The sequence below is a fragment of the Clostridium sp. SY8519 genome (genome assembly GCF_000270305.1).
Taxonomy (GTDB): domain Bacteria; phylum Bacillota; class Clostridia; order Lachnospirales; family Lachnospiraceae; genus SY8519.
In genome coordinates, this window is the sequence record NC_015737.1 from 2,758,521 (window position 1) to 2,782,366 (window position 23,846).

Genomic DNA, 23,846 nt, shown 5'->3' on the forward strand with positions numbered 1-23,846 from the left:
CCCTCACTATCACTATTTCACAAAACAACTTTTTTGAAATAGTCAATAATCTTTATTGCATTTATACCAATATCAAAATTATTTCGTGATCTCACCTTCGCATTATTACCTAGATGCTTAGGATTTATTTTTCCTTGAATTATATTAGCAATAGTTTTACTTAATTCAAGTGGTGTAAGTTCTGCGTACAAGACACCACTATTCTCGTCTATCAATTCCAAGTTTGCTCCCGTAGCGGGCGCTATCGGGCATAATCCAGCCATCATATATTCAACTGTCACTCTTCCAAAAGCCTCTGCTCTTGAGCACAGAATGCCAAAATCATAATTGGAAAGAATCTCTGGTATATTGGTCACAAACCCTCTGAAAGTAAAAATACATTCCAGATTATATTTTTCGATTAACTCCTTTACGCTTTGATAATAATATCCCTCGCATAGGCCATAAAAATCTATATGTATACTTTTACGCTGATCAGTTGGCAGCATATTAATTGCTTCTACTAATAATTTTTGATTTTTAGCCTCACAAAATGAGCCACTCATTACTGCTTGTAACTTATTGTGATCTTTTATAGAAGCAGATGAAGCAAATCTTTTTGCATCTACTCCATCATAAATAGTTTCAATGCTTGTTATTCCTTTTCTTAACCAGGTTTTTTTTACTGCATTAGAAATTGCTAAGAATCTATTGCACTCTTTATTCATAGTGCTGATAATAAATGGATTTACTGAATAAAAGTGAAAATCCTCTTTACCAAATTCTCTCAAATGCCACACATTTACTCTGCCAGTTTTCTCGGCAGCTAATGCTCCAACATCGATCACACATGAATTAGTGTGGATAACATCTACATCATTATTCAGAATGATCTTTGAAATTCCTTGAATTGCTCCGCTTCTATATCTATAATACAAAAAGCTGTGATAAAGGTATTTTGCCACAAAAATAGCTGTGATATCGTGTTTTGGTATCTGCACTTGCTCATAGTTAATACTATAATTCTGAACCCCAAGAGCATCACATTTTTTATTAATATCATTTAATTTAGGGGTTACAACAATTGGTATAATCTCATGATCTTGAAGCTCATATGAAAGAAGTTCCAAAAAACATTGAGCACTTCCGTATTTATCGTCACTACTTAAAATGTGTAATATTGTTAACATTTCTCTACCTCGAGGAAATTAAGGCATAACTCCCATTATTTTTTTGTGATAATCCTTTATGCCCCTTATTATCATTTTAATTTTCTGCGTTTTTTTATCCTCAAATCTAACAACACTATATATATGATGTATAGTTTGCAACGCCGTTGTCAGTTTGCCAACAGAAAACTTTTTGTTATAATAAAGGCGGTTTCTTGCAATATAATAGTGTCTGAATGATTGGTGCATAGAATATCCTTTTGGTGATAACTCTCCAAGCTTTTGAATCAAGCATGCTTCATTATATTGACATATTTTCCCTCCATTAAGCAATATCTGCTGGCAGATGTCTTTATCCAAACGATCAATAAAATATGCTTCATCAAAAGTGTATTTCTTTCCATATTTTTTCAGGTCAATTACACTTCCGGAAGTAATACACCAATTGACAAGTTCAAATTTTTCATTATTTTCACCAATTTTTCCACTATATATAATTTGTGGAACATATATCCATGCTTCAACTTCTTTTGAGTCAATAAAAGTAAAAAATCTACATAAATCCAGATTCGAAATTCTACTATCTTGATCAAATAACATTATGTAGTCATAGCAATCGTTTTTTGCCGCTTTACATAATTCTGAACAGGCGACTCCCAAACCATCATTTTTTCCAGTTGAAATCACCTTTATCTTACTATTTTGAAATTCTCTGTGCGTTTCCGGAGTATTATCATATACATAAATTTTTTCAAATACTTCTTCATATTGATAAAGATTATCTAAATCGCTATCATTTGGTTTATACAGAGTAATGCCAGCACATATTTTAATCACAATATAATACAGCTCCTTATGCTTCTTCAAAATCTAGTTGTGAATTTAAAATTCATATATTTGGTAAGTTTTTGTTTAATGGAAACTATATGCTTTCTTTTAATTATTAACTGTAAAAGCTGAATTATATCAGAGCGAATCCCTTCTGTCGGAGTTGCAATAGGCCTATTTGTAAATGTGACCTCTGGATTACTTTTTTCTAATTTTCTTATAGCATGTCTATTCCATTTTCCTGAATCAATTCCAGGGCAAATATTAAAAATATTCTTACGAAGTATGGCCTTATCACAATATATAACGCTATCACTTATGCAACGTTTCAAATATTTTTGTTCAAATTCTAAATCGGTAATATTATTTTTGAACTCTTCTCTTACAAATTTTTTACTTGCAATAAAAGCCACAAAACTAATGTTGTAGGCATCCACTGACGATACATATCTTAAATATTCATTTATTTTTTTCTCTTTAAATCTAAACGGGTATCTAGGTATTAGGCAGCAGTAATCTATACTTTCTTTATATAATTTATTAATTAAAGAACATACATCATTATTTTTGATTCTCCCATTGATAAACGCATCTCCCAAAAATGAAATACAATAATCATATTCACCTGATGCCATAACCCTATATAGCGCACCCGGAAGCGTACAATTTGTTCCATAATTTATCGTACTAATATTTTCAAATTGCGTTGTGTCCCCTATAGTCAAAGCCATAAAAGAATACGGACAATCTGGCCAATTTTTTTTATAGAGTTCAATAAAGTTATTACATACGTCTTTATATGAACTATGTGTAACTAAAACAATTACTATTTTATTCATTTTTCTGTAAGCCCTTGATAATTTTACCTGGAACACCCACCACAGTGCATCCATCTGGAATATCTGTCACAACTACCGCATTAGCTCCAACTGTTACATTTTTTCCTATAACAACATTTCCTAATATACAGGCTCCTGCTCCAATAATACAATTATCTCCGATAATTGGAGCTAATTGATTACTTCTATCTTTTCTTCCTAATGTAACATTTTGATAGATAATAGTATTCTTTCCGACTTTAGAATTCTGGTGGATAACAATGCCTATTGGATGCCCAAAATTTACTCCACTACCCAAATCTACTGTCGGAGGAATATAACAACCTAGAAGTAAACATGTAAGTTTATATATAATTGAAGTCAATATTCTGAAGTGATGTATATAGAGGAATCTATACATTCTATATAATTTTATAAGTATGCTCTTTTTTTCTTCCGACTTATGTTTCATATCTCTTCACATACCTTTTCTTCTTATACAATCCAAATACCAGGTTCCTTCCAGTGTTTACCACGCTACTAATGCTCCCCTGCTTCTCCGCTTCATGGAACAGTTTGTAGTGCCAGCCAATCATTGTCTTTATGCTGTGCGTGCTCACAGAGCCGGCTCTACCTTTTCTATATTGTCCAAGGTATTCATCCAGCAGATAGCAATCTGCTTTCTTACAAATCTTCAGCCACATTGCATAATCGTTGTTCTTCTTAATATCCTCAATCTGAATCAAACCAACTTCATTAGCGTCATACATAACTGTCAAGCATCCCGGCCAACAATAATTAAACATACCTGTCTCTGTGATTTTCTTCGGGCCGGTAACACTGACTCCTGTTCTGTTGCCATCAACATCTATCTCTTCATAGTTTGTATACGAGAAGTGGTATCCATTACTTTCCATGAAAGCGATCTGTTTTTCTAACTTTTCTGGCATCCAGATATCATCGGAATCCAGAAATGCAATCCACTGGCCTTTAGCTTCTCTCAATGCCCTGTTTCTGCTAACAGCCGCGCCGGAATTCTTTTCATTTTTAAACACACGAATTCTTGGATCATCGATTTCAGTCAAGACCTCATCCGTATTATCTGTAGAGCAATCATCTACGATAATCAATTCCCAATTTGTGTAAGTCTGATTCAGTACTGATTGAATAGTCTCTTTAATATAAGGAGCCGTATTATAGGAAGGCATGATAATAGAACCTAAACCTTCTTCTCCGTGATAACTCTCAGTCCTATTCAATATCTCCCTCGCCTGCTTCTGTTTCTGATCATAAGTTTCCTGATCAACTTTTCCTTCACTCAAAAGATGGTCTCCGAAGTCCATAGCTGTAGCCATTCCATCCTCGGTGATACCTTCCTGCTTGATGAAAGCTTTCTTAACTGTGTCAAACACAATACGAACATCCTCAGCCAAGCCTATATTCTCGATGTATTTCAAATCCCAACCAAGCTTATCTTCCCAGGAAATAGCATTACGTCCATTGACCTGTGCCAGTCCGCTCAGACCAGGCTTTGCAGTGTGACGCGCTCTTTGTTCTTTTGTCATAAAAGTCATATCACGCACAAGCTGCGGCCTCGGTCCAATAACAGACATGGTGCCATTCAGGATATTAAAAGCTTCCGGCAATTCATCCAAACTGGTATTTCTAAGCCATGCACCGAACTTTGTAAGTCTTACATCGTCCGGAAGCAGCTCACCATTCTCGTCTCTTTCATCGGTCATGGTCCGGAACTTGTACATCTTAAATACAGTTTCCTTGCCATCCTCTCCGACAAGTCCTGGACGATCTTGTGTAAATAACACAGGCGATCCAAGCTTTGTTTTAACTAGAGCTGCCACTCCCAAATAAACTGGAGAGAATACAACAATTGCACCTGCAGAACAAGCCACATCTACAGCTCTCTTTATGTACTTCTCATAAAATCCCATCTTTCGCGTAAGAATTGGCTCAATCGCTTCGGCTTTATATGTAGTTTTATCTGCTTTCTTCCGCATCACATGAGCTGTGACAGCCGTAGCAGCAACAGCACTAACTGCTATTATTCCTAAAGTTTTACCTTTCGACACAGTTTCCTCTCCTGTTTACGTTGATACCTCACTATTAATCTATATATTCCAAAGCCAATCAAGGCCCCTAATGTATTGCTGATTACATCATCAATTTTACACCAGCCCAGATTGAATACATATTGTGTAGCTTCTATGAAGCTCGATGTGAGTAATGCAACTAATACTACTGATTTCAGCTTTTATGCGAAAGCAAAAAACCATATGGAATGAAGAACAATACATTTTCTATGTACTGGATTGATTCTTGTTTTCCGTTAATATTTCCAAAAGCCCAGTCACGAAATGCCCAGAACAATCGAAGCTCAAATACCCTTTCTACTACGCGTGGTTCTCTCTTAACTAATGTCATCTATACAACAAATATTGCATAGATATAAAAAAGTACGATTGCCAGGATTCGTGTTTTTTCCTTACTCAAAACAGGCACGAATCACTTTAATGATTCTATCCTGCTGCTCTGCAGTCATCTTGTTATCACTCGGCAGACATAATCCTCTACTAAAGATATCCATTCCGACATCTACGGCCTCACCAGCAATATAAGCATTTGTTCTGGCTCTGCCGTTTCCATCTTGTGTAATGAACGGATTTAATCTGTAAATCGGCTGCATGTGCATCGGCTTCCAGATAGGTCTTCCTTCAGCATTGATACTGCCAATTGCATCCAGTATTTCTGTCGGGCAACTCTTGCCAGATTCAGATTTATAAAGAACATTCTGCTCTCCACGAACCTGCTTGCACATTGCATCCTGATCAATGATCATGCAGCTTAACCAGTAGTTCGGCTCACAATAATCCGGAATCGGATTCATCGATACCGGCAGTCCCTTCAGGCCTTCTTTATATCTCTCATAGATAGCTTTCTTCTGGGCAATATGTTCCCCAAGATATGGAAACTGACCTCTTACTACACCCGCAATTACATTAGACATTCTGTAGTTATATCCAAGTTCCTCATGCTGATACCAGGGGGTGCGGACGTTTTCTTGGACAGCCTAGGCAACCAATCCAAGAGATCGCCTGTACTCCACAGGGCTCAAATACCCTAACGATTTCTTGATTCTTTTTTCATTGTACCAATGAAGGTACAGATCTAACTCACGTGAGAATTCCTCCACGGTCACACCCGTCCAGTCCTGATTGTAGAAGAACTCATTTTTTATTCGTCCAAATAAACCTTCACAAGCAGCATTATCTGGAGAGCACCCTTTCTGTGACATGGATCTGGTATACCCGTTTATCTTCATTCTCTCGATCCAACCTGGCCAGCGATAGTGGCATCCTCGATCCGTATGAATGATTGGTTTGGAGTTTGCGCCTATGTTCGCAATCACATCGTCGAGCATGCCGTTGACGAGATCGGCATTTGGATGTTCGCTTATTCTCCACGTGACCAGCATTCCATCGAAGCAGTCTACTGCCGGAGACAGATATACCTTGCCGGCCGGAATAGCAAACTCGCTGATATCCGACAAAAGAAGTTCGTCTGGTTTCTCGCTATGAAAATCTCTCTGTACTTCGTTTGGAACAGCAGGACTGATTTCCCCCTTATACGAACTGTATTTCCTCGTTTTTCGGATTTTTACTTCAAGACCCTCTTCCTTCATCACTCTGCGAACGACCTTCTCCGAGACCTTTATCCCTGTCTTTTTTAGTTCTGCATGGATCCTGCGATATCCATACCGAGCTTTGTTTTCAAGGAATATACGAACAACTTCATGGCGCAGATACTCATATTTATCTTCTGCTGCAAAAGCCTTTATCTGATAGTAGTAACTACTCCTTGACAGTTTCATTCTTCGAAGCAGGATCGGTAGCGGGTACTTCTCCTTCATGGCGTCGATTACCGCTACTTTCTCCCTGTTCTTCAGGTCCTTCCAGTCGACGCCGGGGTCTTTTTTTAATACGTTAATTGTCTCCTTTAAGATATCTACTTCCAATTGGAGCTCGTACATCTGCTTTCTGAGCGATTCGACTTCTTCTGAAGATATCTTTTCATCCATATCCGGTAATTTTCCCGGCCTGATATTTTTCGTGTTCATCAGAGAAGCTGCACCTCCTTGAAGATATCGCTTTCGCCACATATATATGCTGGCTCGGCTGTATTCGATCTCCTCTGATACTGATTTTACACTCTCTCCATTCTCAAAGCAACGACGAAGCACTTGCAGCTTAAACTCCGCCGGAGGATTTCTGGGGTGCTCGGTGGTGTTTTTAAGATTAAGTTTTTTTCGCTTTTCTTTTGTTTTTCCCTCGTTACGAATCCAGGTATACAGTTGCTTTCTGCTGGGATAACCAAGTTGACGTACCACATCTGTAACAGATCCTGTCTGATGGAAAACATGCAGTGCCTTTGTTCTCTGTTCTTCTGAATACATCATTGACTCCTTTCAGAGCCCTATATGTGTCCAGGTTTTTGTCCGCACCCCCCCATGCAGCATTTTCTCTGGCCTGTGTGGACCATTTGCGAACCTTATTGCAATCCTCCAGACTATTTGTCAAGAACATTCCGCCTGCAGATCCCGTGATGATTTTGTTTCCATTAAAGGAAATACAGTTGAAGTCACCAAAGGAACCTGTCTGAATTCCTTTATATGTAGCACCAAGAGATTCAGCCGCATCCTCAACAATTAATGCGCCATGTTTTTTGGCAATAGCTTTAATCTCATCTACTTTTCCTGGTGTACCATAGAGATGTGCAACTACTATCAGCTTGATATCCGGATAGATTTCAAATGCTTTTTCAAGCGCAACTGGATCCATATTCCAGGATTCTCTCTCTGTATCAATGAATACAGGGATTCCGCCTTCGTAAACAATCGGATTCACGGTAGCGTCGAACGTCATATCACTCGCTGCGACATGGCGGTTGGATAATGTTCCTTGTCCTACCGGAGGCATACCGTACAGCTGGATTCCTGCAAGTTTCATTGCAAGATGAAGTGCCGCTGTTCCTGCAGATAAGGCTACAGCATATTTCACACCAACATGCTCTGCAGCGATTCTTTCTACTTCAGTGATGTTTTCCCCTACTGTTGACATCCAGTTGGTTTCATAAGCTTCCATGACATACTTCATACTGTCCGAATACATAGTGGGACTGGAAAGCCATATCTTATCAGCAAACTTTTTAAAGTCATGATTCTCCGCAATAAACATAGCGTCACCTCAAAATTTTGTTTATCTACATGTCTACCTGTTAATGGGATGTCATTTCTGAGCCTTATTTCCCTTGATCTTAAAACATCGAAAATACCAAGGGAGTCCTACACTCCTTTGGTATTCTCGATGTTTATGAACTTTTTAGAGCATTCCAAATTGAGCTTTCCCAAACAAGCACATGATGCACATGATTAAAGCCCATGAACATCCTCTCACCCCCTACGCCGGATGATACGTCACAACCACCTTCTGCACACGTTCCCTCATATCATCCTTGTTTTTGTATGCAGCATTCAGCAGCCCTTCCAGCTGTCCCAGGAATTCATTGATGTCAAAAGGAATCGGACAGCCGATGTGGATTAACTCATTTTTTGTCTTCCGCAGTCCTTCTTCCGCCATTAATTTCTCCTCGAAGAGTTTTTCCCCCTTCCGAAGTCCTGTGAATTCAATTTTGATATCCACGTCCGGCGTATAGCCGGACAGCCGGATCAGATTCCGGGCCAGCGTATCTATTTTAACAGGTTCTCCCATGTCCAGCACAAAGATTTCTCCGCCTTTTGCATAAGTTCCTGCAAGAAGCACCAGACTTACGGCCTCCGGGATGGTCATGAAGTAGCGGATGATGTCCGGATGTGTGACGGTAACCGGGCCGCCTGCCGCGATCTGCTTTTTAAAAAGCGGAATAACGGAACCGTTGCTGCCCAGCACATTGCCGAATCGTACGGCTACGAATTCTGTACTGGTTTTCTTTAATGCCTCGATGACTTCCGGTGCTGTCATCGCGTCCTTTACGCCATGGGTAAACAGCTGCGGGATTTCATATGCTTTTCCTTCTTTGATCTTTGCGTCGAAGGCCTGAATGATCATTTCGCAGAGACGTTTGGATGCCCCCATGATGTTGGTGGGATTCACTGCCTTGTCTGTGCTGATCAGCACAAATCGTTTGCATCCGTGCGCCATGGCGGCATACGCGGTTTTGTAGGTACCAATGGCATTGTTCTTGATTGCTTCACACGGGCTGTCTTCCATCAGCGGTACGTGCTTGTGGGCTGCCGCATGGTAGACGATTTCCGGACGGAACTTCTCAAAGAGCTGGAATACTTTTCTGCTGTCCCGGACAGAGCCGATGATGGTATCCAGTTCTAAGTCCGGATATTTTTTCTTCAGCTCCTGCTGTACTTCATAGGCATTGTTTTCGTAGACATCAAAAAGGATCAGATGCTTCGGGTGATGGGAGGCGATCTGTCTGGCCAGCTCGGATCCGATGGAACCCACGCCCGTAATCAGTACCACCTTGCCGGTGATGTACTTAAATACCTCTTTCATGTCCGGGCGGATCGGATCCCTGCCTAACAGATCCTCGATCTGTACCGGCTTCATTTTGCTGATGGAGACCTGTCCGGTGTAGATCTGATACATGCCGGGAAGATTCATCAATTCGCAGGAGGTTTCATTGCAGATGCGGAGGATTTCCCGTTTGTCTTTCGGCGCGGCGCTCGGAATGGCGACATATATTTTTTCAATTTCAAATTTCCGGACGGCTTCCAGGATGCTTTCTCTGCCGCCGAAGACCGGGACATTGTCGATGTATCTGCCCCATTTGTTCGGATTGTCGTCGATAAAGCAGCAGACCGTTTCACTGGTTTCCCGGGAACGTCTGATGTCCCGGAAGATCATCTGCCCTGCCGCGCCTGCCCCGATGAGCATCACATTCTTTCCCGCTTCATCTTCATTTCTCCTGGCCCGCAGAAGCAGAATAAACCGGTAGGAGAAGCGGATTCCCAGGGTCAGGACAAACTGAATGATAATGCCGAAGACGAAATAGGAAACAGGCATTCTGCGGACAAAGCCTGACATGCATGCGGCATAGGACGCGCCCGTAATGACTGTGGCAAGAATCATCCGCATCAGTTCCGAATAGCTGGCAAAGCGCCAGATGCTTTTGTAAAGTCGTGTCAGCCAGAAAACGATGATGCAGCATCCTGCGTATATGAGGATCGTCCGATAATAGGCATGCAGATAGTCATGTTCAATCAGGTTGAAACTGCAGTCAAACCGGATCCATAAGGCCGCAAAGTAGGATACTGTCACTGCCAGGAAATCATAGACTGCCAGCAGCAAGGATACCACTTCCCAGTGTTCCAGCCTTTTTTTTATTTTCTTTGCATTTTCACTCATTGTTCCCCCGTTGCCCCTTCAGCTATACAATACCTTTCTTTTTCCAACTATACTTATCGTTTATTCTCGGCCGAAAAATACTCCACCCTGTTTCCATATCCTATGTACCGCGGGTGGAGTATCTGCATGATGTCACAATTGAAATAATACTGTCTTACGCAGGATTATCCCACAACTACTTTTCCTTTAAAACCTGCTTTCTTAACGGATGCTTTGTAAGCTTTCAGCTGTTTTCTGGAAACTTTCTTCGTGATGACGAGCTTCATGGATTTTGTATTCAGACCCGAGAAAGCTCCTTTCGCGAATTTGATGCCTGTACTGTTTACCTTGATGGTCTTTAATCGTCTGGCGCTGGTAAATACGTTCTTGTTTACCGTGCTGACTTTGTAAGTAACACCTTTGATTTTTACCTTGGAACTGATGGTAACGGTTTTGTTCTTTGTCGGAACTTTTGCGATGGACGCAGTACCCTTTGTGGTGGTCTTATATGTGATCTTCACACCCTTGGCCGCATTCACGGTAACTGTGCGTTTCACCGGTTTCGGTTTTGCCACCGATACTTTTCCTTTGAAGCCTGCTTTTCTGGCTGCGGAGGTGTATGCCTTCAGCTGTTTTTTCGATACTTTCTTAGAAATCACCAGCTTGATTTTCTGTGTCTTCAGGCCTTTGAAGGCTCCCTTCGCGAATTTGATGTCGGTACCGGAAACGATGATGGTCTTTACGCCTTTTGCCTTGGCGAACGCGCTCTTGCTTACGGTTTTCACCTTGTAAGTCACGCCGTTGATTTTCACCGTGGTCTTGATGGTAACGGTTTTATTCTTCGTGGAAACTTTCGAAATGGATGCTGTACCCTTTGTGGTGGTCTTATATGTGATCTTCACACCCTTGGAAGCTTTCATGGTAACTGTCCGCTTGACGGGTCTCAGACCTTTGACCGGGCTTTTTGCTGCCAGGGCCGGTGTCACGGCAGATGCCGCTACTGCTGTTGACAGCGCAACTACAGATGCTTTTTTCAGAATTTTCTTCATTGGAATCTCCTCCCTCTTCCAATCTTTACAGCGAAAGCTGTAAGGTGAATTGAAATATATTGCTGCTTTCGAAGCGGAAGCTTCGTGTCTCTGGCTTATGATTTGGCATTTTCTGCTGCATGCTTTCCATAATAGTCTGATTTCCTGTAGTAACCGTATCCGTATTTTTCTTTTCCGTAGTAATACCGGGAATTTTTCTTGGAGCCGGCTCGATTCAGAACGATTCCAAGCAGCTGACAGCCGCTCCGTTCGATCTGATGGATGGATTTCTGAACCAGACGTTTGGATGTGCTGTCCGCTCTTACCACCAGGATGACACCGTCACAGAGTGTTCCCAGCAGCTGCCCGTCGGAGGCCAGCTCCAGGGGCGGAGTGTCTACAAAGACATATCGATGCGTCTTTGTCAGTTCATCCAGCAGTGATTTCATGCGGTCTCCCTCAAAGAGAATGGAGGGATTGACCACATTGTTCAGATTGGGGATGATGTGGGCGCCTTCTGTCTTTGTGGCGTAGAGCACATCTTCCAGTTCGCAGTCATTGGCCAGGTAATGGGACAGCCCCATCGGCTGTCCGCTGTCTGTTTCCATCCGGCACCGGTCTGCCAGGGTGGAATTTCTCAGATCGGCATCCACCAGCACGGAATCGATCCCTGCTTCTGCCATTCTCCGCCACAGCTGCTGCGCAATGAAGCTTTTGCCTTCGTTGGGGAAGGTGCTCGTGACCATAATCTTGCGGACTTTCTTTCCCATAAAGCTGACGTTGATGCGCAGCCGGTTGATGGCTTCTTCCAAGGCATAGCTTAATTCCTGTATTCCCTCGATTTCCAGGGAATGCTTTGGTATGATGTTTTCACCGGATCCGGACTTCCGTTCGAATCCTTCCTGATTTCTGTATTCCATCACTTCACTCCCTGTCGTCTGTTCTGTCGGTCTCTGCCGGTTTTCTTCTTTTTATGTGCTCCCCTGCTTTTGTCAAAATCGCCTTCCGGAACTACCGCCAGCGGCAGGACGCCAAATTCTTTTTCGATATCTTCATAGGTTTTGAAGGTATCATCCATCAGGAAACGGACCGTGATAACCGCAAGCACGACAACCAGTCCGATGAGCGCGCCAATCGCCGCGTTTTTCGTGTTGTTCGGTGAATCCTGGGTATCCGGGGTCACCGCTTCATCCACGATGGTTGGTTTCAGAGTTTTGGTCAGTTTCGGCAGGTAATTCACTGCTTTGTACGCCAGTGTATTGGCGATCTCTTTTGCTTCTTCCGGATTTTCGCTTCTGACAGTGATCTTTAAGACACGCGTATCCGATACGTTGGTGATGTCGATCATTCCCTGCAGCTGTTTGTAGTCGTATTTTAAGTGCAGGTCTTTGATGGTATCATCCGCGATGGTCCGGACACGGATCAGCTGCTCATAATCTGTCGCCATGGAAGAACCGGCGGTCAGGCTGGTCAGATCCACCACCTTGTTGCGGTCCGCGGACACCATATATAAAGAAGAAGTCGCTGCGTACTTCGGTGTGATCAGACCGTAGGAAATGCCGCCTGCTGCCACTGCCCCGATGACAAATGCCAGCACCAGCACTTTCCATCTGGTCAGAAAGCAGAAAAACAACTCCCCCAGATCAATTTCCGTCTGTTCACTGCTGTGCAGTCTGCGTTCTTTCTGTTTGTCAAATGTATTGTTTTCCTGATTCATGGTTCCCCGTGTTCCTATTCTGTCTTTTCTTTTTCCTTTTGGACCGCTGTCAGCGGATACAATGCCTTTACCGTATCGGCAATAGAAGATTTCGATGCATAGAATTCCGCATGCATCTCTCCATCATTCAGCGTATCCCCTTCTTTATTCTTCCCCTTTAACTGAAGGATCCCTTTGGATCTGGCACCGCTGACCGCCTGGCTCAGCGCGTAGATATCGTCGGTGGTCATATCCGTGGTGGACACATCCTGGAGTTTTGTAAATAACTGAACGGCAAACTGGCTGTCGTCGGAAGATTTCTTTTTGATAATGTCCATCAGATTGGACAGGTATTCCTTCTGCCGGCGCATCCGGGCCGTGTTGCTGCCGTCGCCGATTTCTGTCCGGGCCCTTACGAATGTCTCTGCCTGATCACCGGTTAACTTCACAGTTTCTCCCTGTTTCAGCGCCGGGAGGACTTTTGAAAAGTCATCCTCGATCTTCACGGAAACACCGCCCACCAGATCGTTCAGCTTCGAGATCTCAGACATAGGCAGGGTGTAGTATCCGTCAATGTCGATTCCGCCAAGGAGATCGGAAACCGCCCGTTCCGTGTTCTGGGCGCTCATTTCTTTGGAGCCGCCGTACCAGTGAGCGATACACAGCTGAATGTCTGCGGTGGCTTCGCCCTCTCCGTTCTGATCGAGCAGATGAATCTTGCAGATGGTATCCCGGTTGAGCTGGATGTAACCGCAGGTTTTCTTCTGTTCGTCCACTGTCACTAACAGCAGGAAATCCGCCATGGATCCCTCGTATTTCTCACCGAGTTCATTCTCGGCACCGCTGTTGTCCGTCCCCATGAAAAGGTAGGTCTTCACCGGGTGATCCACCGTGTATTTCTGCCCGTTCAGCTTCAGCACTGTCTTTTCCGAAGTCGGCGTTGTTTTTTTCTCTTCCGACTGATACTGCGCTGCCGTCTGCTGCGCGTGCTTCTGTGAAATATGATGAAAGACCCCGAATCCGGCAGCGATCACTGCCGCAGCGATCACTGCGAAAAGGATCTGTTTTCTGTGTTTTTTGCTCTTGGAAGCCATTCTCCTGTTCCTTCTGTCTGTAATTTATGTGCCGCAGCGGCCCTGAAGCAGCTGTGCGCCGCAGGCATCCATCCGGCGGAGAAACTCTTCGCCAAATTTTCCGGCAATGACTCTGCGTCCTTCCGCAAGATTTGGTACGCGGGTGCTTGTATTGTGTGTATCTGTCCCCAAGACCACCTGTCTGCAGGCAGCCATGAGCTTCAGGTTTTTTCTTGTCTGCATCCGCCCATGGAGAAAACAGCCGGCATTCATCTGGGCGATCACCGGCAGCTGAAACAGCTCCTCCCAGTAACTTCTGTCCTTCTGAAAGGAAACGTATCGCTCCACATGGGCAAGCATAACGCTTCGCTTCTGCTTTTTGATCAGAAACCGGATGTCCCGCACAACCTGCGGGTCCCACTGCTGAAAGGGAAGTTCCACCAGAAGAATGTCGGTTCCGCTGATGCAGAGTTCCTGCAGTCCTTCTGCTTCCCCCATCCCGGGAAAGTACGCCGCCTCCGCGCCCAACCGAAACTCCATGGATTTCAGTTCCTCATGACTCCCGGCTGCCTGTTTCAGCTGCTGAAAACTCTCCTCCCGCCGCCTGCAATAGGGTTCCAGGCGATCGCTGTCTGCATAAAAATGAGGTGTGAATACGACTGTATCAACACCTGCATGATGTTCCTGAAGCAGTAACTGAAGCGATTCATCCAGGTCTTTGCTGCCGTCGTCTATCCCCGGCAGAATATGTGAATGAAAGTCGATCATCTTCCCCACCTCAACTCGCATATGTCCACAAGTGTCTTTTCCTGTCTGTTCCGGTCAAAGATTCTGCGGAACACCTGTGACTGTTTTCATGGTACGATTGGATGTGTCTCTTTCGTGATGCTGTAGTGTGCCCTGGTCCGGACGGCAGGCTCTCTTTCGCATGAAAAAGCTGCCGGCAGGAATAAACAACTAATATTATAGCAGTTAAATTCCTATTTTTCAACAGGAATTATTATAAATGAAAATTCTTCACGTATCAGCCGAAAAAATACATAGTTTCAGGAAAAATGCGTATTTCCTGTCCCGCACCTGTCTTTCTGCCATACGACAGTACATTCTTCTGCGATAGGATGGCGGTTTTCCCTTGCATTTTTTCCCAATTGTATTACAATAGGAGAAAAGGTCTGTTAGCTCAGCTGGGAGAGCACCTGGGTCACAACCAGGATGTCGTGGGTTCGAGCCCCGCACAGACCATTTCAAAAAACTCTGGTCAGCAGATGATGAAGCTGACGAAAAAATTAACCCTGTGCGGGACAGGCATCTGCCGCTCTCCCGCACAGGGTGTTTTATCAGTTCGGGACTCTTTCCCGCTCTTTTTATTTGCTTCGGAATAATCAGCCGGCTTCTTTAAATATCCTAGCTTCCTCTTTACCTGATGGATCATATTTTCCTTGTTTCCCACAAGATACCTGCCAGGATTTTCCCCGCAGATCCAGCAATTTCTCCATGGTATGCATTTCATCCGCGCAGACCGGAGTTTCTTTATTATTTTACAGATAGAATCACAATTTCAGACGATATTCCTCAGTTTTTCATTTCCACCAAAGTCTTGATAAAAAACACGCATAAGACCAGCAGCATCGCCGGTTTCACAAATTTGACCCCGCCCCGCTCAAACATCGTGGAACCAATATAATTTCCGAGAATATTAAATCCCCCTGCCGCAATGCCCAGCGGTAGGAGCACCACGCCATTGAGCAGAAAGACCACCAGCGCGCTGATATTGGTGCTCAGGTTGATCACCTTGGTTACCCCGTTTGCCTCATCCAGGCGAAGCTTTGCGAATGCTGTGAGAAGCAGGATCAGGAAGGTTCCCGTGCCGGGGCCGTAAAACCCGTCGTACACGCCGATCACCAGCGCAATAAGGATGCTCACCAAGATCATCTTTCCTTCCGGCAGTTCCTCCTGGTCTGTCCGAAATGCCCTGCCCCGCATAATATACAGGGCGGTCAGGGGCAGGATCACCAGCATGACGATCCGGAAGATTCTGTCCGAAAGCAACAGAGCCAGATGCGCCCCGATATTGGAACCGACCATTGCCATCACGACAGCGCTGATGGCCACTTTCCAGCGGACATAGCCGGCGCGGGCATATTTCCATGTGGCAATGGAAGTGCCCATGGAGGAACTCATCTTGTTGGTGGCAATGGCATTATGCACCGGCAGCCCGGCGATCATATAAGCAGGGAGCGAAACCAGTCCGCCGCCGCCTGCGATGGCATCAATTAAGCCCGCCAGGAAAACCAGCGGGCAAATAATCAGATATTGTACTGCAGTGATATTCATACGTGTCCCCTGTATCAAAGATTTTGTCAGCAGGCCTCATCGTATCACAAATTGCCGCAGTTGTATACACTTCCGTGTGCATATCATGCCATATGGTACATCCCTTTCTTGATCAAATCCGTATGACAGAAAAAACACCCCGGCGTCATACCACTGGTATCCTGCCGGGATGCTCTGCTCTGCCTCATGGCATCTGTTCTGTCTCATGGATCTGTTCTGTCTCATCCTTCAGCATGTTCAAAAGCTTCACTAAACGGTCCGCATTCCTTCCGAGAATCCGAACCACCGGATGTCCGCCGGCGGTTCTTGTCACGCCGCCTTCCATATCCGGCGTGTCATCGATCCGCTGTCTGGCAGCCTCGATCCACTGCTCTTCTTTCGGGATATTTATAAACAGAAGGGTGCCCAGATGGGTATAGCCTTCATACATGCCGAACCCTTCCATATCCATCTGCCCCGGCTCATAACAGGTATGATCCCGGTACAGCAGTTTTTCTCCCTGCCGGATCCGGATGTCGTTCCGGTATTTCCGGTATCCGAATTTTTCTCCATGGGCGATCCGGCCGCAGGTCAGAACCTCTGTGAATACAAACTGCGAGGTTGCATCCTCCAGATGCACATTCAGTTCGCTCCGGTAGTCCGAGCCCGCAAAAGGAATGGTGGGAAGCGGCGTATATTCCAGCCGGGCGTTTTTCCCCACATACAGACTGGCGCTGCGGCTGGCATACCCCTGTTCCATCCGATGGATTTTGTCATAGGCCTGGGAGACAAACGCCATGTCCGCCCCTTCTTCCAGGCGGATTTCAAATTCCTGGCGGTCTCCTGCCATAATCCCTGCCGACGCGGTCAGAAGCATCACGGACATTTTGTTTTCTCTGTCATAAAAGGGGTGCATCACCTTAAACGGTGCGGTGAAGGACAGCTCAGACAGAATCGTCTTTCCGCCTTTTTTCGAGGCGGTGAGACACAGTCTGGATACTTTGCCGAACTTATTTTCCACAATCAGCACCCCTCTAACAGAACGTTTTCCTTGATCCACCGAATGACCTGATCCACACCTTCTCTGTCACGGATATTAGTAAAAAGGAACGGACGGTCGCCCCGCATCTTTCTGGAATCCCGCTCCATCACGCCCAAGTCCGCGCCTACATAAGGAGCCAGGTCAATCTTGTTGATCACCAGCAGGTCGGAACGGGTAATGCCCGGACCGCCTTTCCGTGGAATTTTGTCGCCTTCCGCCACATCAATGACAAAGATGGTCGCCTCCACCAGTTCCGGACTGAAGGTTGCGGAAAGGTTGTCTCCGCCGCTTTCGATAAAAAGCAGTTCAATATCCGGAAAACGCTCCATCATTTCATCCACGGCCTCCAGATTCATGGAGGCATCTTCGCGGATGGCCGTATGGGGGCAGCCCCCGGTCTCCACACCGATGATCCGTTCCATCGGAAGGACACTGTTTTTACTCAGGAACTCCGCGTCTTCCTTGGTATAAATATCATTGGTTATGACTCCGATACTGTAATCCTTTGCCATCTCTCTGGTCAGGGCTTCGATCAGGGCTGTTTTCCCCGAACCCACAGGACCGGCCACACCGATTTTTACATATGACATGTGTATTCTCCTCTGCTTATGACATATAGATTCTGGAATATAATCCCTCATGCTGCATACAGCGGATATCGAAGCCCGGATTGGACAGGCATAAGTCGTCTTCGGTCAGTTCCGGAAGCAGTTCCAGTATTTCCTGATACATGGCATTGCTCTGAAACAGCAGTTTCTGTCCGTCTGTCTGGCTGAGGGGGATTGTTTTGACACAGTTGGTGATCATGGAAGAGGTCTGGGCATAGAGGTAAGTCTCCATTACCTTGTCGTACGGGATTCCCACCGATCCGCAGAAAGCCCCGTACACCACCGAATGGGTGGTCGTCCTGCCCTTGCGCCGCCGGCAGTATTCCGTAAAACAGTCGTTTTCATAGGGAATATCCATGACGGATATGGTTTTGACAAACCGGGAACCCAGCTTTCTGCCGGCCTCCCGGGTCTCCATGGGCACACGGCTGGCCTCCAGGATCTCCTCCAGTTCCAGCAGCCGCTCCACTTCCTGCTTCACGGCCGCTTCATACGCAAGCCGGGCGGACAGGAATTCGTTATAAGCGAATCCCATCCGCATCCGGCGGTAGATAAATGCCCATGCCTCTTCTTTATTGGTCACCAGATTCTTCTGGATATAGGTCTCCAGCCCGTAGGAATGGGAATAGGCACCGATGGGAAACAGGGCGTCATTCACCTGAAGCAGAAGGAAATCTTTTGTTTTCTTTTGATCCAGCATTTCCTATTTCCTTAATGATGATGATTGTTGATCGAAGAAGACAGGGATTTGGAAAAATCGAATTTCACCCGGACTTTTTCCGCTGTCACTCCGTGAATCTGACTGATTTTCTGCATCAGCGCCTCATGATAGGGCGCGTAAAAGGTAAAATCATCTTCTCCGCGAAACATCGTGGTATGGGTATTGCCCACCTCATAGCACAGTTTTGCGATCTGGCGGGGATGATCTTTTCTTACCACCGCGCGAATGGCGTCGCAGGGCGGAATATCCACGGCAATGGCCGTGGTTCCGTCAAAATACAGAACATCGTCCTGCTGCAGCCCTTTCTTCAGAATGTCATTGTCCAGCCGGATCCCCACATCTCTTCCTGCCCGGGACGTTTTTCTGTGAAGTTTGGAAAAGGCCTCGTGCCATTCGATCTCCACATAGTCCACTTCGGCACCTTTGAAGGGTTCTTCCGACAGGTTGCCTAATACTTTTTCACACAGCATGCTTCTGCTTCCTTTCCCTTGCTGTTTACCATACCTGCAGCATCAGCATAACACCGGGAATCCAGGCGGTAACCACGCCTTCCACCACCTGAATCACCGGCACTGCCTTTGCGATCTTTTTCATGCCCAGGATGTCCGTAAAGAAGGAGGAACCCCAGAGCACCGCCCATGCCCACCAGATGGCAGCCCATCGCCAGTCCGGCGCAATGCCGAGGGCCGTGCTTCCAAACACGCCCTCCACACAGCCGAACACAATGGCATTCACTGCCACAAAGGAGGAAAACCAGGCAAAGGGACGGATATCCAGGTCAAAGATATCCACCATTGCCACAAACAGGTAAGTAAAGCCGAACAGGAGTCCCGTTCCCGCCGCGTAATAGTTGCCATGGACCAGGTTGACAAAGTTGATGAACAGGGACAGCCCGCCGGTCAGGATATTCATGCAGGCCGCTGCCTTCGGCGGAACCTTGCAGAGTGTGCAGACTCCGTTGTTGATCAGCACGATACCCACAAACAATAAACAAACACCTAACATTTTCTTTCTCCCTTCCGCTTAGAACAGTGAATAGAGCTGTGTCAGCGGCAGCGTTTTCGCCGGTTCCGACTCCAGTCTGACCCCGTCTGCCGTTACCACATAGGTCTCAGGATCCACCTGGATCTCAGGAGTCCCGTCATTGTATTTCATATCTGCCTTGCCGATGTTTCTGCATCCGCGCACCGGAAGCACCGTCTTTTCCAGACCGTATGTTTCCTTTACGCCATTGTCATAGGCTGCCTTTGATACAAACGTAATGCAGCTCTCGCCTTTTGCCTTTCCGTGAGCGGCAAACATGGGCTGATATAAGACCGGCTGCGTCGTGGGAATTGACGCGTTGGCGTCTCCCATCTTGGAGGCGATAATCATGCCGCCTTTGATGATCATATCCGGCTTGGCCGCGAAAAATGCCGGATTCCACAGCACCAGATCGGCAAATTTGCCCACTTCCACCGAGCCGACATAATCCGCAATGCCGTTGGTGATCGCCGGATTGATGGTATATTTCGCCACATAGCGTTTTGCGCGGAAATTGTCATTGTCATGACCCGCGTCTTCCGGAAGCGGTCCCCGCTCCTGTTTCATCTTGTGGGCAGTCTGCCAGGTTCTGGTAATCACCTCACCCGGGCGGCCCATTGCCTGGGAGTCTGAACTCATCATAGAGAACACACCCATGTCATGGAGCACATCTTCTGCCGCGATGGTCTCCGGACGGATTCTGGAGTCCGCAAAGGCCACATCCTCCGGAATATTTTTGTCCAGGTGATGGCATACCATCAGCATGTCCAGATGCTCATCCAGCGTGTTGACTGTAAAGGGCATCGTCGGATTGGTCGAAGACGGCAGTACATTCGGATATCCGGCCGCGCGGATGATGTCCGGCGCGTGTCCGCCGCCTGCGCCCTCGGTATGGAACGTATGGATGGTTCTTCCGCCGATGGCATCCAGGGTATCCTCGACACAGCCTGCCTCGTTTAAGGTATCCGTATGGATCGCCACCTGAAAATCGTATTCATCCGCCACATTCAGGCAGTGGTTGATGGCTGCCGGAGTCGCGCCGAAATCCTCATGGATCTTCATCCCCATGGCGCCGGCTTCAATCTGTTCAATGATAGGCTTCTCATCTGAGCAGTTTCCCTTGCCAAGGAAGCCGAGATTCATCGGATATTCATCTGCTGCCTTTAACATCATCCGAATATTCCAGGGCCCCGGTGTGCAGGTAGTCGCGTTGGTTCCGTCTGCCGGTCCGGTGCCGCCGCCGATCATCGTGGTGATTCCGGAATACAGGGAGCAGGCAATCTGCTGGGGCGCAATGAAATGGATATGGCTATCGATTCCTCCTGCCGTGACGATCAGGCCTTCCCCGGCCAGGGCTTCTGTGGATGCGCCGATGGTCATGCCGGGCGTTACCCCGTCCATGATACTCGGGTTGCCCGCTTTGCCGATGCCCGCGATTTTCCCGTCTTTGATTCCGATATCCGCTTTGATGATACCGGTATAATCCAGGATCAGGGCATTGGTAATCACCAGATCCAGATCCCCGTCCTTGCTGCAGGTTTTCACAGACTGACCCATTCCGTCACGGATGGTTTTGCCGCCGCCGAATTTCACCTCATCACCGTAGGTGGTATAGTCCTTTTCTACTTCAATAATGATATCAGTATCTGCCAGACGTACTTTGTCCCCCACCGTCGGGCCGTACATCATCGCATACTTTTCGCCTGAAATTTTGTTACTCATGGTCCGCCTCCTGACTGCCTATCTGATAAATCCTTTCAGCTTTGCTGTTTCCACTGCCTGTGCCTTGGTTGTCTCTGTCGCCTGGGCGCAGGTCAGGTCATTGAGCCCGTAAATCCGCTTAGCGCCGCCCATCTCCGTAAGCTGCACTTCTTTTTCCTCTCCCGGTTCAAAACGCACTGCGGTGCCGGACGGAATATCCAGGTGGTAGCCATAGGCCGCTGCCCGGTCAAACTGAAGCTGTTTGTTGACTTCAAAGAAATGAAAATGGGACCCCACCTGCACCGGTCTGTCCCCGGTGTGTTTTACCAGCAGGGTAACTGTCTTCTTGCCTTCATTCAGTGTAATTTCTCTGTCTTTTGGAATGATTGCTCCAATCTTCATATGCGGTGTCCTCCCTTTACTGAATCGGATTGTGTACGGTAACCAGTTTGGTTCCATCGGGGAATGTAGCCTCCACCTGGACTTCATGTACCATGTCAGGCACACCATCCATCACGTCCTCTGCCGTAAGAATTTTTCTTCCCAGTTCCATCAGTTCCACTACTGTCTTTCCGTCTCTGGCATATTCCAGAAGTTCGGAACTGATCAGCGCGATGGACTCCACATAATTTAATTTGAGTCCCCGTTCCTTCCTCTGTTTTGCCAGTTCTCCCGCTGCATGAAGCATCAGCTTTTCCTGTTCTTTTGGGGTCAGACGCATAATTTTGTCTCCTCTCTGCCTTATGATCGTTTGCAGTTACACTGTGCGTTTTCAAGAGCTGTCTTTCGTTTCCACCAGCTTCTGTCACCCGCCGCTTACCTCTAAAAATGCGCAAAAGGAGACCTGCACAATGCAGACCTCCTTGCCTATGGACAAGATTATATTCTTGAAAACAGATCCCGTCAATCCGTTTTCTTCTTTTAAAGCAATAATCTTTCCGTTGATTCATTTTTTTGTTAAATATGTAATTTTCTGTACTCCACACCATCTATCTGCTTCCAGGAAAACTCCCCGTCCCGGAAAATCATATAGGAATGGCTGCTGCCGTTTTTGGGAATGGAAACCGAACCGGGATTCAGGTACAAAATGTCTCCTGCCTGTTCCCAGGCCGGAACATGGGTATGGCCATGCAGAAGGATATCTCCCGGATGCAGCGGCGGCAGATGCTCTTTGTTATACTGGTGCCCGTGAGTGGCAAAAATCATCTGTTTGCCTGCCGCAAGCAGAAGATAATCCGCCAGCACCGGAAACTCCAGCACCATTTGATCCACTTCTGCTTCACAGTTTCCGCGGACACAGTAAATATCTGCTTTTCTGGCATTCAGCAATTCAATGACCTGCTTCGGGGCATACTCCCGGGGCAGATCATTCCGCGGTCCGTGATACAGAAGATCCCCCAGCAAAAGCAGGCGGTCCGCTTCTTCTCTGTCATAGGCCTCCAGCATCCGGCGGCAGTAATATGCGGATCCGTGCAGATCCGACGCAATCATCCATTTCATGACAAACCCTCTCTTTTCTCTCATCATACCCGCGGAACGCCCTGGGCGCAAGGTCTGTTTTCCGTTTGGGACACAGGTCTTATTTTGCGTTGATGAAAACCAGTCCGATCAGGCAGATGGCGATTCCCACCGCTTTATTCCAGGTAATTCCTTCATGGTACAGCACTGCCCCTACCACCAGAAGCGCCGCTGCAAGAAAGGAACTCTGCACAATAAAGGCCTTGCTCACCTGCCAGCCCGCCTTATAGGCAAAGATCCATCCGGTTTCCAGCCCGATAATCACGAGTCCCAGTACAAAGGAAGACCAGTTTAACTTGCTGTACTCTTTGATCAGCGTGCCGCCCTCCTTCTCAAATACCCGAAACAGCACAAAGGACACGGCCGCCGCCACCAGATAGGTCACCGTCAGCGAGGCAAAGGGATTCACCTTCTGGGGCACGGATTTCGCGCAGATCTGATAAATAACATTTGACACTACCACCAGGGCAAGCGGCCATACATATGCCATCATTCTCCCATAACCCCCTTTTTCGCCATCCACACATGCGGACAGCCTTCTTCTTCACCGATTTCTCCGGTACTCTCATAGCCCTGTGCGCGATAAAACTCCTCCGCCCGCACCTGGGCATGCAGTTCGATCCGTTCTTCTTTCTCCCTGCAGATTTCACGTTCCGCGGCTTCTAAAAGCAAAGCCCCCAGATGCTGTCCCCGGTAGTCCTTAAGCACGGCCACGCGTCCGATCACATATGCGTTTCGGTCCGTCGAATAGAAAAAGCGGCAGGTTCCGACGGGTTTTTCCCCGTCATAAAGAAGAATGCCTTTTGCAAAACCATCCGTTTCATCAAATTCCTCCCGAAATCCCTGTTCCTCCATAAATACCTGTTTCCGGACTGCCCGTGCGTCCTCCGGCAGCTGTTCATAAACGATCACCCTCATAT

The 23,846-nt window shown here is 46.5% G+C and carries 24 protein-coding genes, 1 tRNA gene and 2 pseudogenes; 1 reads left to right on the forward strand and 26 read right to left on the reverse strand.

What is annotated here, in order from left to right:
- Window positions 1-17: 17 nt before the first annotated feature.
- The 14 genes and pseudogenes from CXIVA_RS12775 to CXIVA_RS12835 form a co-directional block, all read right to left on the reverse strand.
- Window positions 18-1,169, reverse strand: a complete 1,152-nt coding sequence (locus tag CXIVA_RS12775) for a glycosyltransferase family 4 protein (RefSeq protein ID WP_013978464.1) — start codon at window positions 1,167-1,169, stop codon at window positions 18-20.
- Between the two features lie 18 nt (window positions 1,170-1,187).
- Window positions 1,188-1,985 carry a glycosyltransferase gene (locus tag CXIVA_RS12780; protein ID WP_013978465.1) on the reverse strand — a complete coding sequence of 266 codons (798 nt, stop codon included), beginning with the start codon at window positions 1,983-1,985 and terminating at the stop codon, window positions 1,188-1,190.
- A 26-nt stretch (window positions 1,986-2,011) separates the two neighbouring features.
- Window positions 2,012-2,815 carry a hypothetical protein gene (locus CXIVA_RS12785; RefSeq protein ID WP_013978466.1) on the reverse strand — a complete coding sequence of 268 codons (804 nt, stop codon included), beginning with the start codon at window positions 2,813-2,815 and terminating at the stop codon, window positions 2,012-2,014.
- On the reverse strand, window positions 2,808-3,266 hold the full coding sequence (locus tag CXIVA_RS13965; protein WP_013978467.1) for a DapH/DapD/GlmU-related protein: 459 nt from the start codon (window positions 3,264-3,266) through the stop codon (window positions 2,808-2,810). Before CXIVA_RS13965 ends, CXIVA_RS12785 begins: the two co-directional genes overlap by 8 nt.
- Complete coding sequence (locus CXIVA_RS14560; RefSeq protein ID WP_013978468.1) at window positions 3,256-4,881, reverse strand: sugar transferase; 1,626 nt, start codon at window positions 4,879-4,881, stop codon at window positions 3,256-3,258. Before CXIVA_RS14560 ends, CXIVA_RS13965 begins: the two co-directional genes overlap by 11 nt.
- Window positions 4,882-5,294: 413 nt before the next feature.
- Window positions 5,295-5,855 (reverse strand): annotated as a pseudogene (locus CXIVA_RS12795) (DegT/DnrJ/EryC1/StrS family aminotransferase); the annotation flags it as partial.
- 24 nt (window positions 5,856-5,879) lie between these two features.
- Window positions 5,880-7,265, reverse strand: coding sequence for an IS3 family transposase (locus tag CXIVA_RS12800; protein WP_347475625.1), 1,386 nt, complete (start codon window positions 7,263-7,265; stop codon window positions 5,880-5,882).
- 49 nt (window positions 7,266-7,314) lie between these two features.
- Window positions 7,315-8,043: pseudogene (locus CXIVA_RS12805) on the reverse strand (DegT/DnrJ/EryC1/StrS family aminotransferase); the annotation flags it as partial.
- A gap of 222 nt (window positions 8,044-8,265) precedes the next feature.
- A complete protein-coding gene (locus CXIVA_RS12810; RefSeq protein ID WP_013978471.1) occupies window positions 8,266-10,224 on the reverse strand; it encodes a nucleoside-diphosphate sugar epimerase/dehydratase in 1,959 nt (652 codons plus the stop codon).
- Window positions 10,225-10,388: 164 nt separating this feature from the next.
- Complete coding sequence (locus CXIVA_RS12815; RefSeq protein ID WP_013978472.1) at window positions 10,389-11,252, reverse strand: NAD-dependent DNA ligase; 864 nt, start codon at window positions 11,250-11,252, stop codon at window positions 10,389-10,391.
- A gap of 95 nt (window positions 11,253-11,347) precedes the next feature.
- Window positions 11,348-12,151 carry a CpsD/CapB family tyrosine-protein kinase gene (locus tag CXIVA_RS12820; protein ID WP_013978473.1) on the reverse strand — a complete coding sequence of 268 codons (804 nt, stop codon included), beginning with the start codon at window positions 12,149-12,151 and terminating at the stop codon, window positions 11,348-11,350.
- A complete protein-coding gene (locus CXIVA_RS12825) occupies window positions 12,151-12,948 on the reverse strand; it encodes a Wzz/FepE/Etk N-terminal domain-containing protein (protein ID WP_013978474.1) in 798 nt (265 codons plus the stop codon). The genes CXIVA_RS12820 and CXIVA_RS12825 overlap by 1 nt, the downstream gene beginning before the upstream one ends.
- 14 nt (window positions 12,949-12,962) lie before the next feature.
- Window positions 12,963-14,021, reverse strand: a complete 1,059-nt coding sequence (locus CXIVA_RS12830; RefSeq protein ID WP_013978475.1) for an LCP family protein — start codon at window positions 14,019-14,021, stop codon at window positions 12,963-12,965.
- Between the two features lie 24 nt (window positions 14,022-14,045).
- Entirely contained in the window at window positions 14,046-14,768 is a 723-nt protein-coding gene (locus CXIVA_RS12835; RefSeq protein WP_148267827.1) for a CpsB/CapC family capsule biosynthesis tyrosine phosphatase, read from the reverse strand.
- A gap of 401 nt (window positions 14,769-15,169) precedes the next feature.
- On the opposite strand from CXIVA_RS12835, the gene CXIVA_RS12840 reads away from it, so the two are divergent.
- Window positions 15,170-15,242, forward strand: a tRNA-Val gene (locus tag CXIVA_RS12840).
- A gap of 330 nt (window positions 15,243-15,572) precedes the next feature.
- Here the strand turns inward: CXIVA_RS12840 and CXIVA_RS12845 are convergent.
- The 12 genes from CXIVA_RS12845 to CXIVA_RS12900 all read right to left on the reverse strand — a co-directional run bounded on the left by CXIVA_RS12845 (window position 15,573) and on the right by CXIVA_RS12900 (window position 23,844).
- A complete protein-coding gene (locus tag CXIVA_RS12845; protein WP_013978477.1) occupies window positions 15,573-16,334 on the reverse strand; it encodes a sulfite exporter TauE/SafE family protein in 762 nt (253 codons plus the stop codon).
- A 184-nt stretch (window positions 16,335-16,518) separates the two neighbouring features.
- A complete protein-coding gene (locus CXIVA_RS12850) occupies window positions 16,519-17,334 on the reverse strand; it encodes an urease accessory protein UreD (protein WP_013978478.1) in 816 nt (271 codons plus the stop codon).
- Between the two features lie 2 nt (window positions 17,335-17,336).
- On the reverse strand, window positions 17,337-17,945 hold the full coding sequence (gene ureG, locus CXIVA_RS12855; RefSeq protein ID WP_013978479.1) for an urease accessory protein UreG: 609 nt from the start codon (window positions 17,943-17,945) through the stop codon (window positions 17,337-17,339).
- Between the two features lie 16 nt (window positions 17,946-17,961).
- Window positions 17,962-18,663 (reverse strand): urease accessory protein UreF, encoded by a 702-nt coding sequence (locus tag CXIVA_RS12860; RefSeq protein ID WP_013978480.1) that lies wholly within the window; start codon window positions 18,661-18,663, stop codon window positions 17,962-17,964.
- Window positions 18,664-18,674: 11 nt separating this feature from the next.
- Complete coding sequence (locus tag CXIVA_RS12865) at window positions 18,675-19,154, reverse strand: urease accessory protein UreE (RefSeq protein ID WP_013978481.1); 480 nt, start codon at window positions 19,152-19,154, stop codon at window positions 18,675-18,677.
- A gap of 25 nt (window positions 19,155-19,179) precedes the next feature.
- The gene (locus CXIVA_RS12870) at window positions 19,180-19,689 is read right to left on the reverse strand and encodes an AmiS/UreI family transporter (RefSeq protein ID WP_013978482.1); all 510 of its coding nucleotides are present in this window, start codon (window positions 19,687-19,689) and stop codon (window positions 19,180-19,182) included.
- An 18-nt stretch (window positions 19,690-19,707) separates the two neighbouring features.
- Window positions 19,708-21,429: an urease subunit alpha gene (gene ureC / locus CXIVA_RS12875; RefSeq protein ID WP_013978483.1), complete on the reverse strand. Its 1,722-nt coding sequence runs from the start codon at window positions 21,427-21,429 to the stop codon at window positions 19,708-19,710.
- A gap of 18 nt (window positions 21,430-21,447) precedes the next feature.
- Window positions 21,448-21,810 carry an urease subunit beta gene (gene ureB, locus CXIVA_RS12880; protein WP_013978484.1) on the reverse strand — a complete coding sequence of 121 codons (363 nt, stop codon included), beginning with the start codon at window positions 21,808-21,810 and terminating at the stop codon, window positions 21,448-21,450.
- A gap of 16 nt (window positions 21,811-21,826) precedes the next feature.
- On the reverse strand, window positions 21,827-22,129 hold the full coding sequence (gene ureA, locus CXIVA_RS12885; RefSeq protein ID WP_013978485.1) for an urease subunit gamma: 303 nt from the start codon (window positions 22,127-22,129) through the stop codon (window positions 21,827-21,829).
- Window positions 22,130-22,365: 236 nt separating this feature from the next.
- Window positions 22,366-22,908 (reverse strand): phosphodiesterase, encoded by a 543-nt coding sequence (gene yfcE / locus CXIVA_RS12890; protein WP_013978486.1) that lies wholly within the window; start codon window positions 22,906-22,908, stop codon window positions 22,366-22,368.
- Between the two features lie 79 nt (window positions 22,909-22,987).
- A complete protein-coding gene (locus CXIVA_RS12895; RefSeq protein ID WP_013978487.1) occupies window positions 22,988-23,419 on the reverse strand; it encodes an EamA family transporter in 432 nt (143 codons plus the stop codon).
- Window positions 23,416-23,844 carry a GNAT family N-acetyltransferase gene (locus CXIVA_RS12900; protein WP_013978488.1) on the reverse strand — a complete coding sequence of 143 codons (429 nt, stop codon included), beginning with the start codon at window positions 23,842-23,844 and terminating at the stop codon, window positions 23,416-23,418. The genes CXIVA_RS12895 and CXIVA_RS12900 overlap by 4 nt, the downstream gene beginning before the upstream one ends.
- Between the last annotated feature and the right edge of the window lie 2 nt (window positions 23,845-23,846).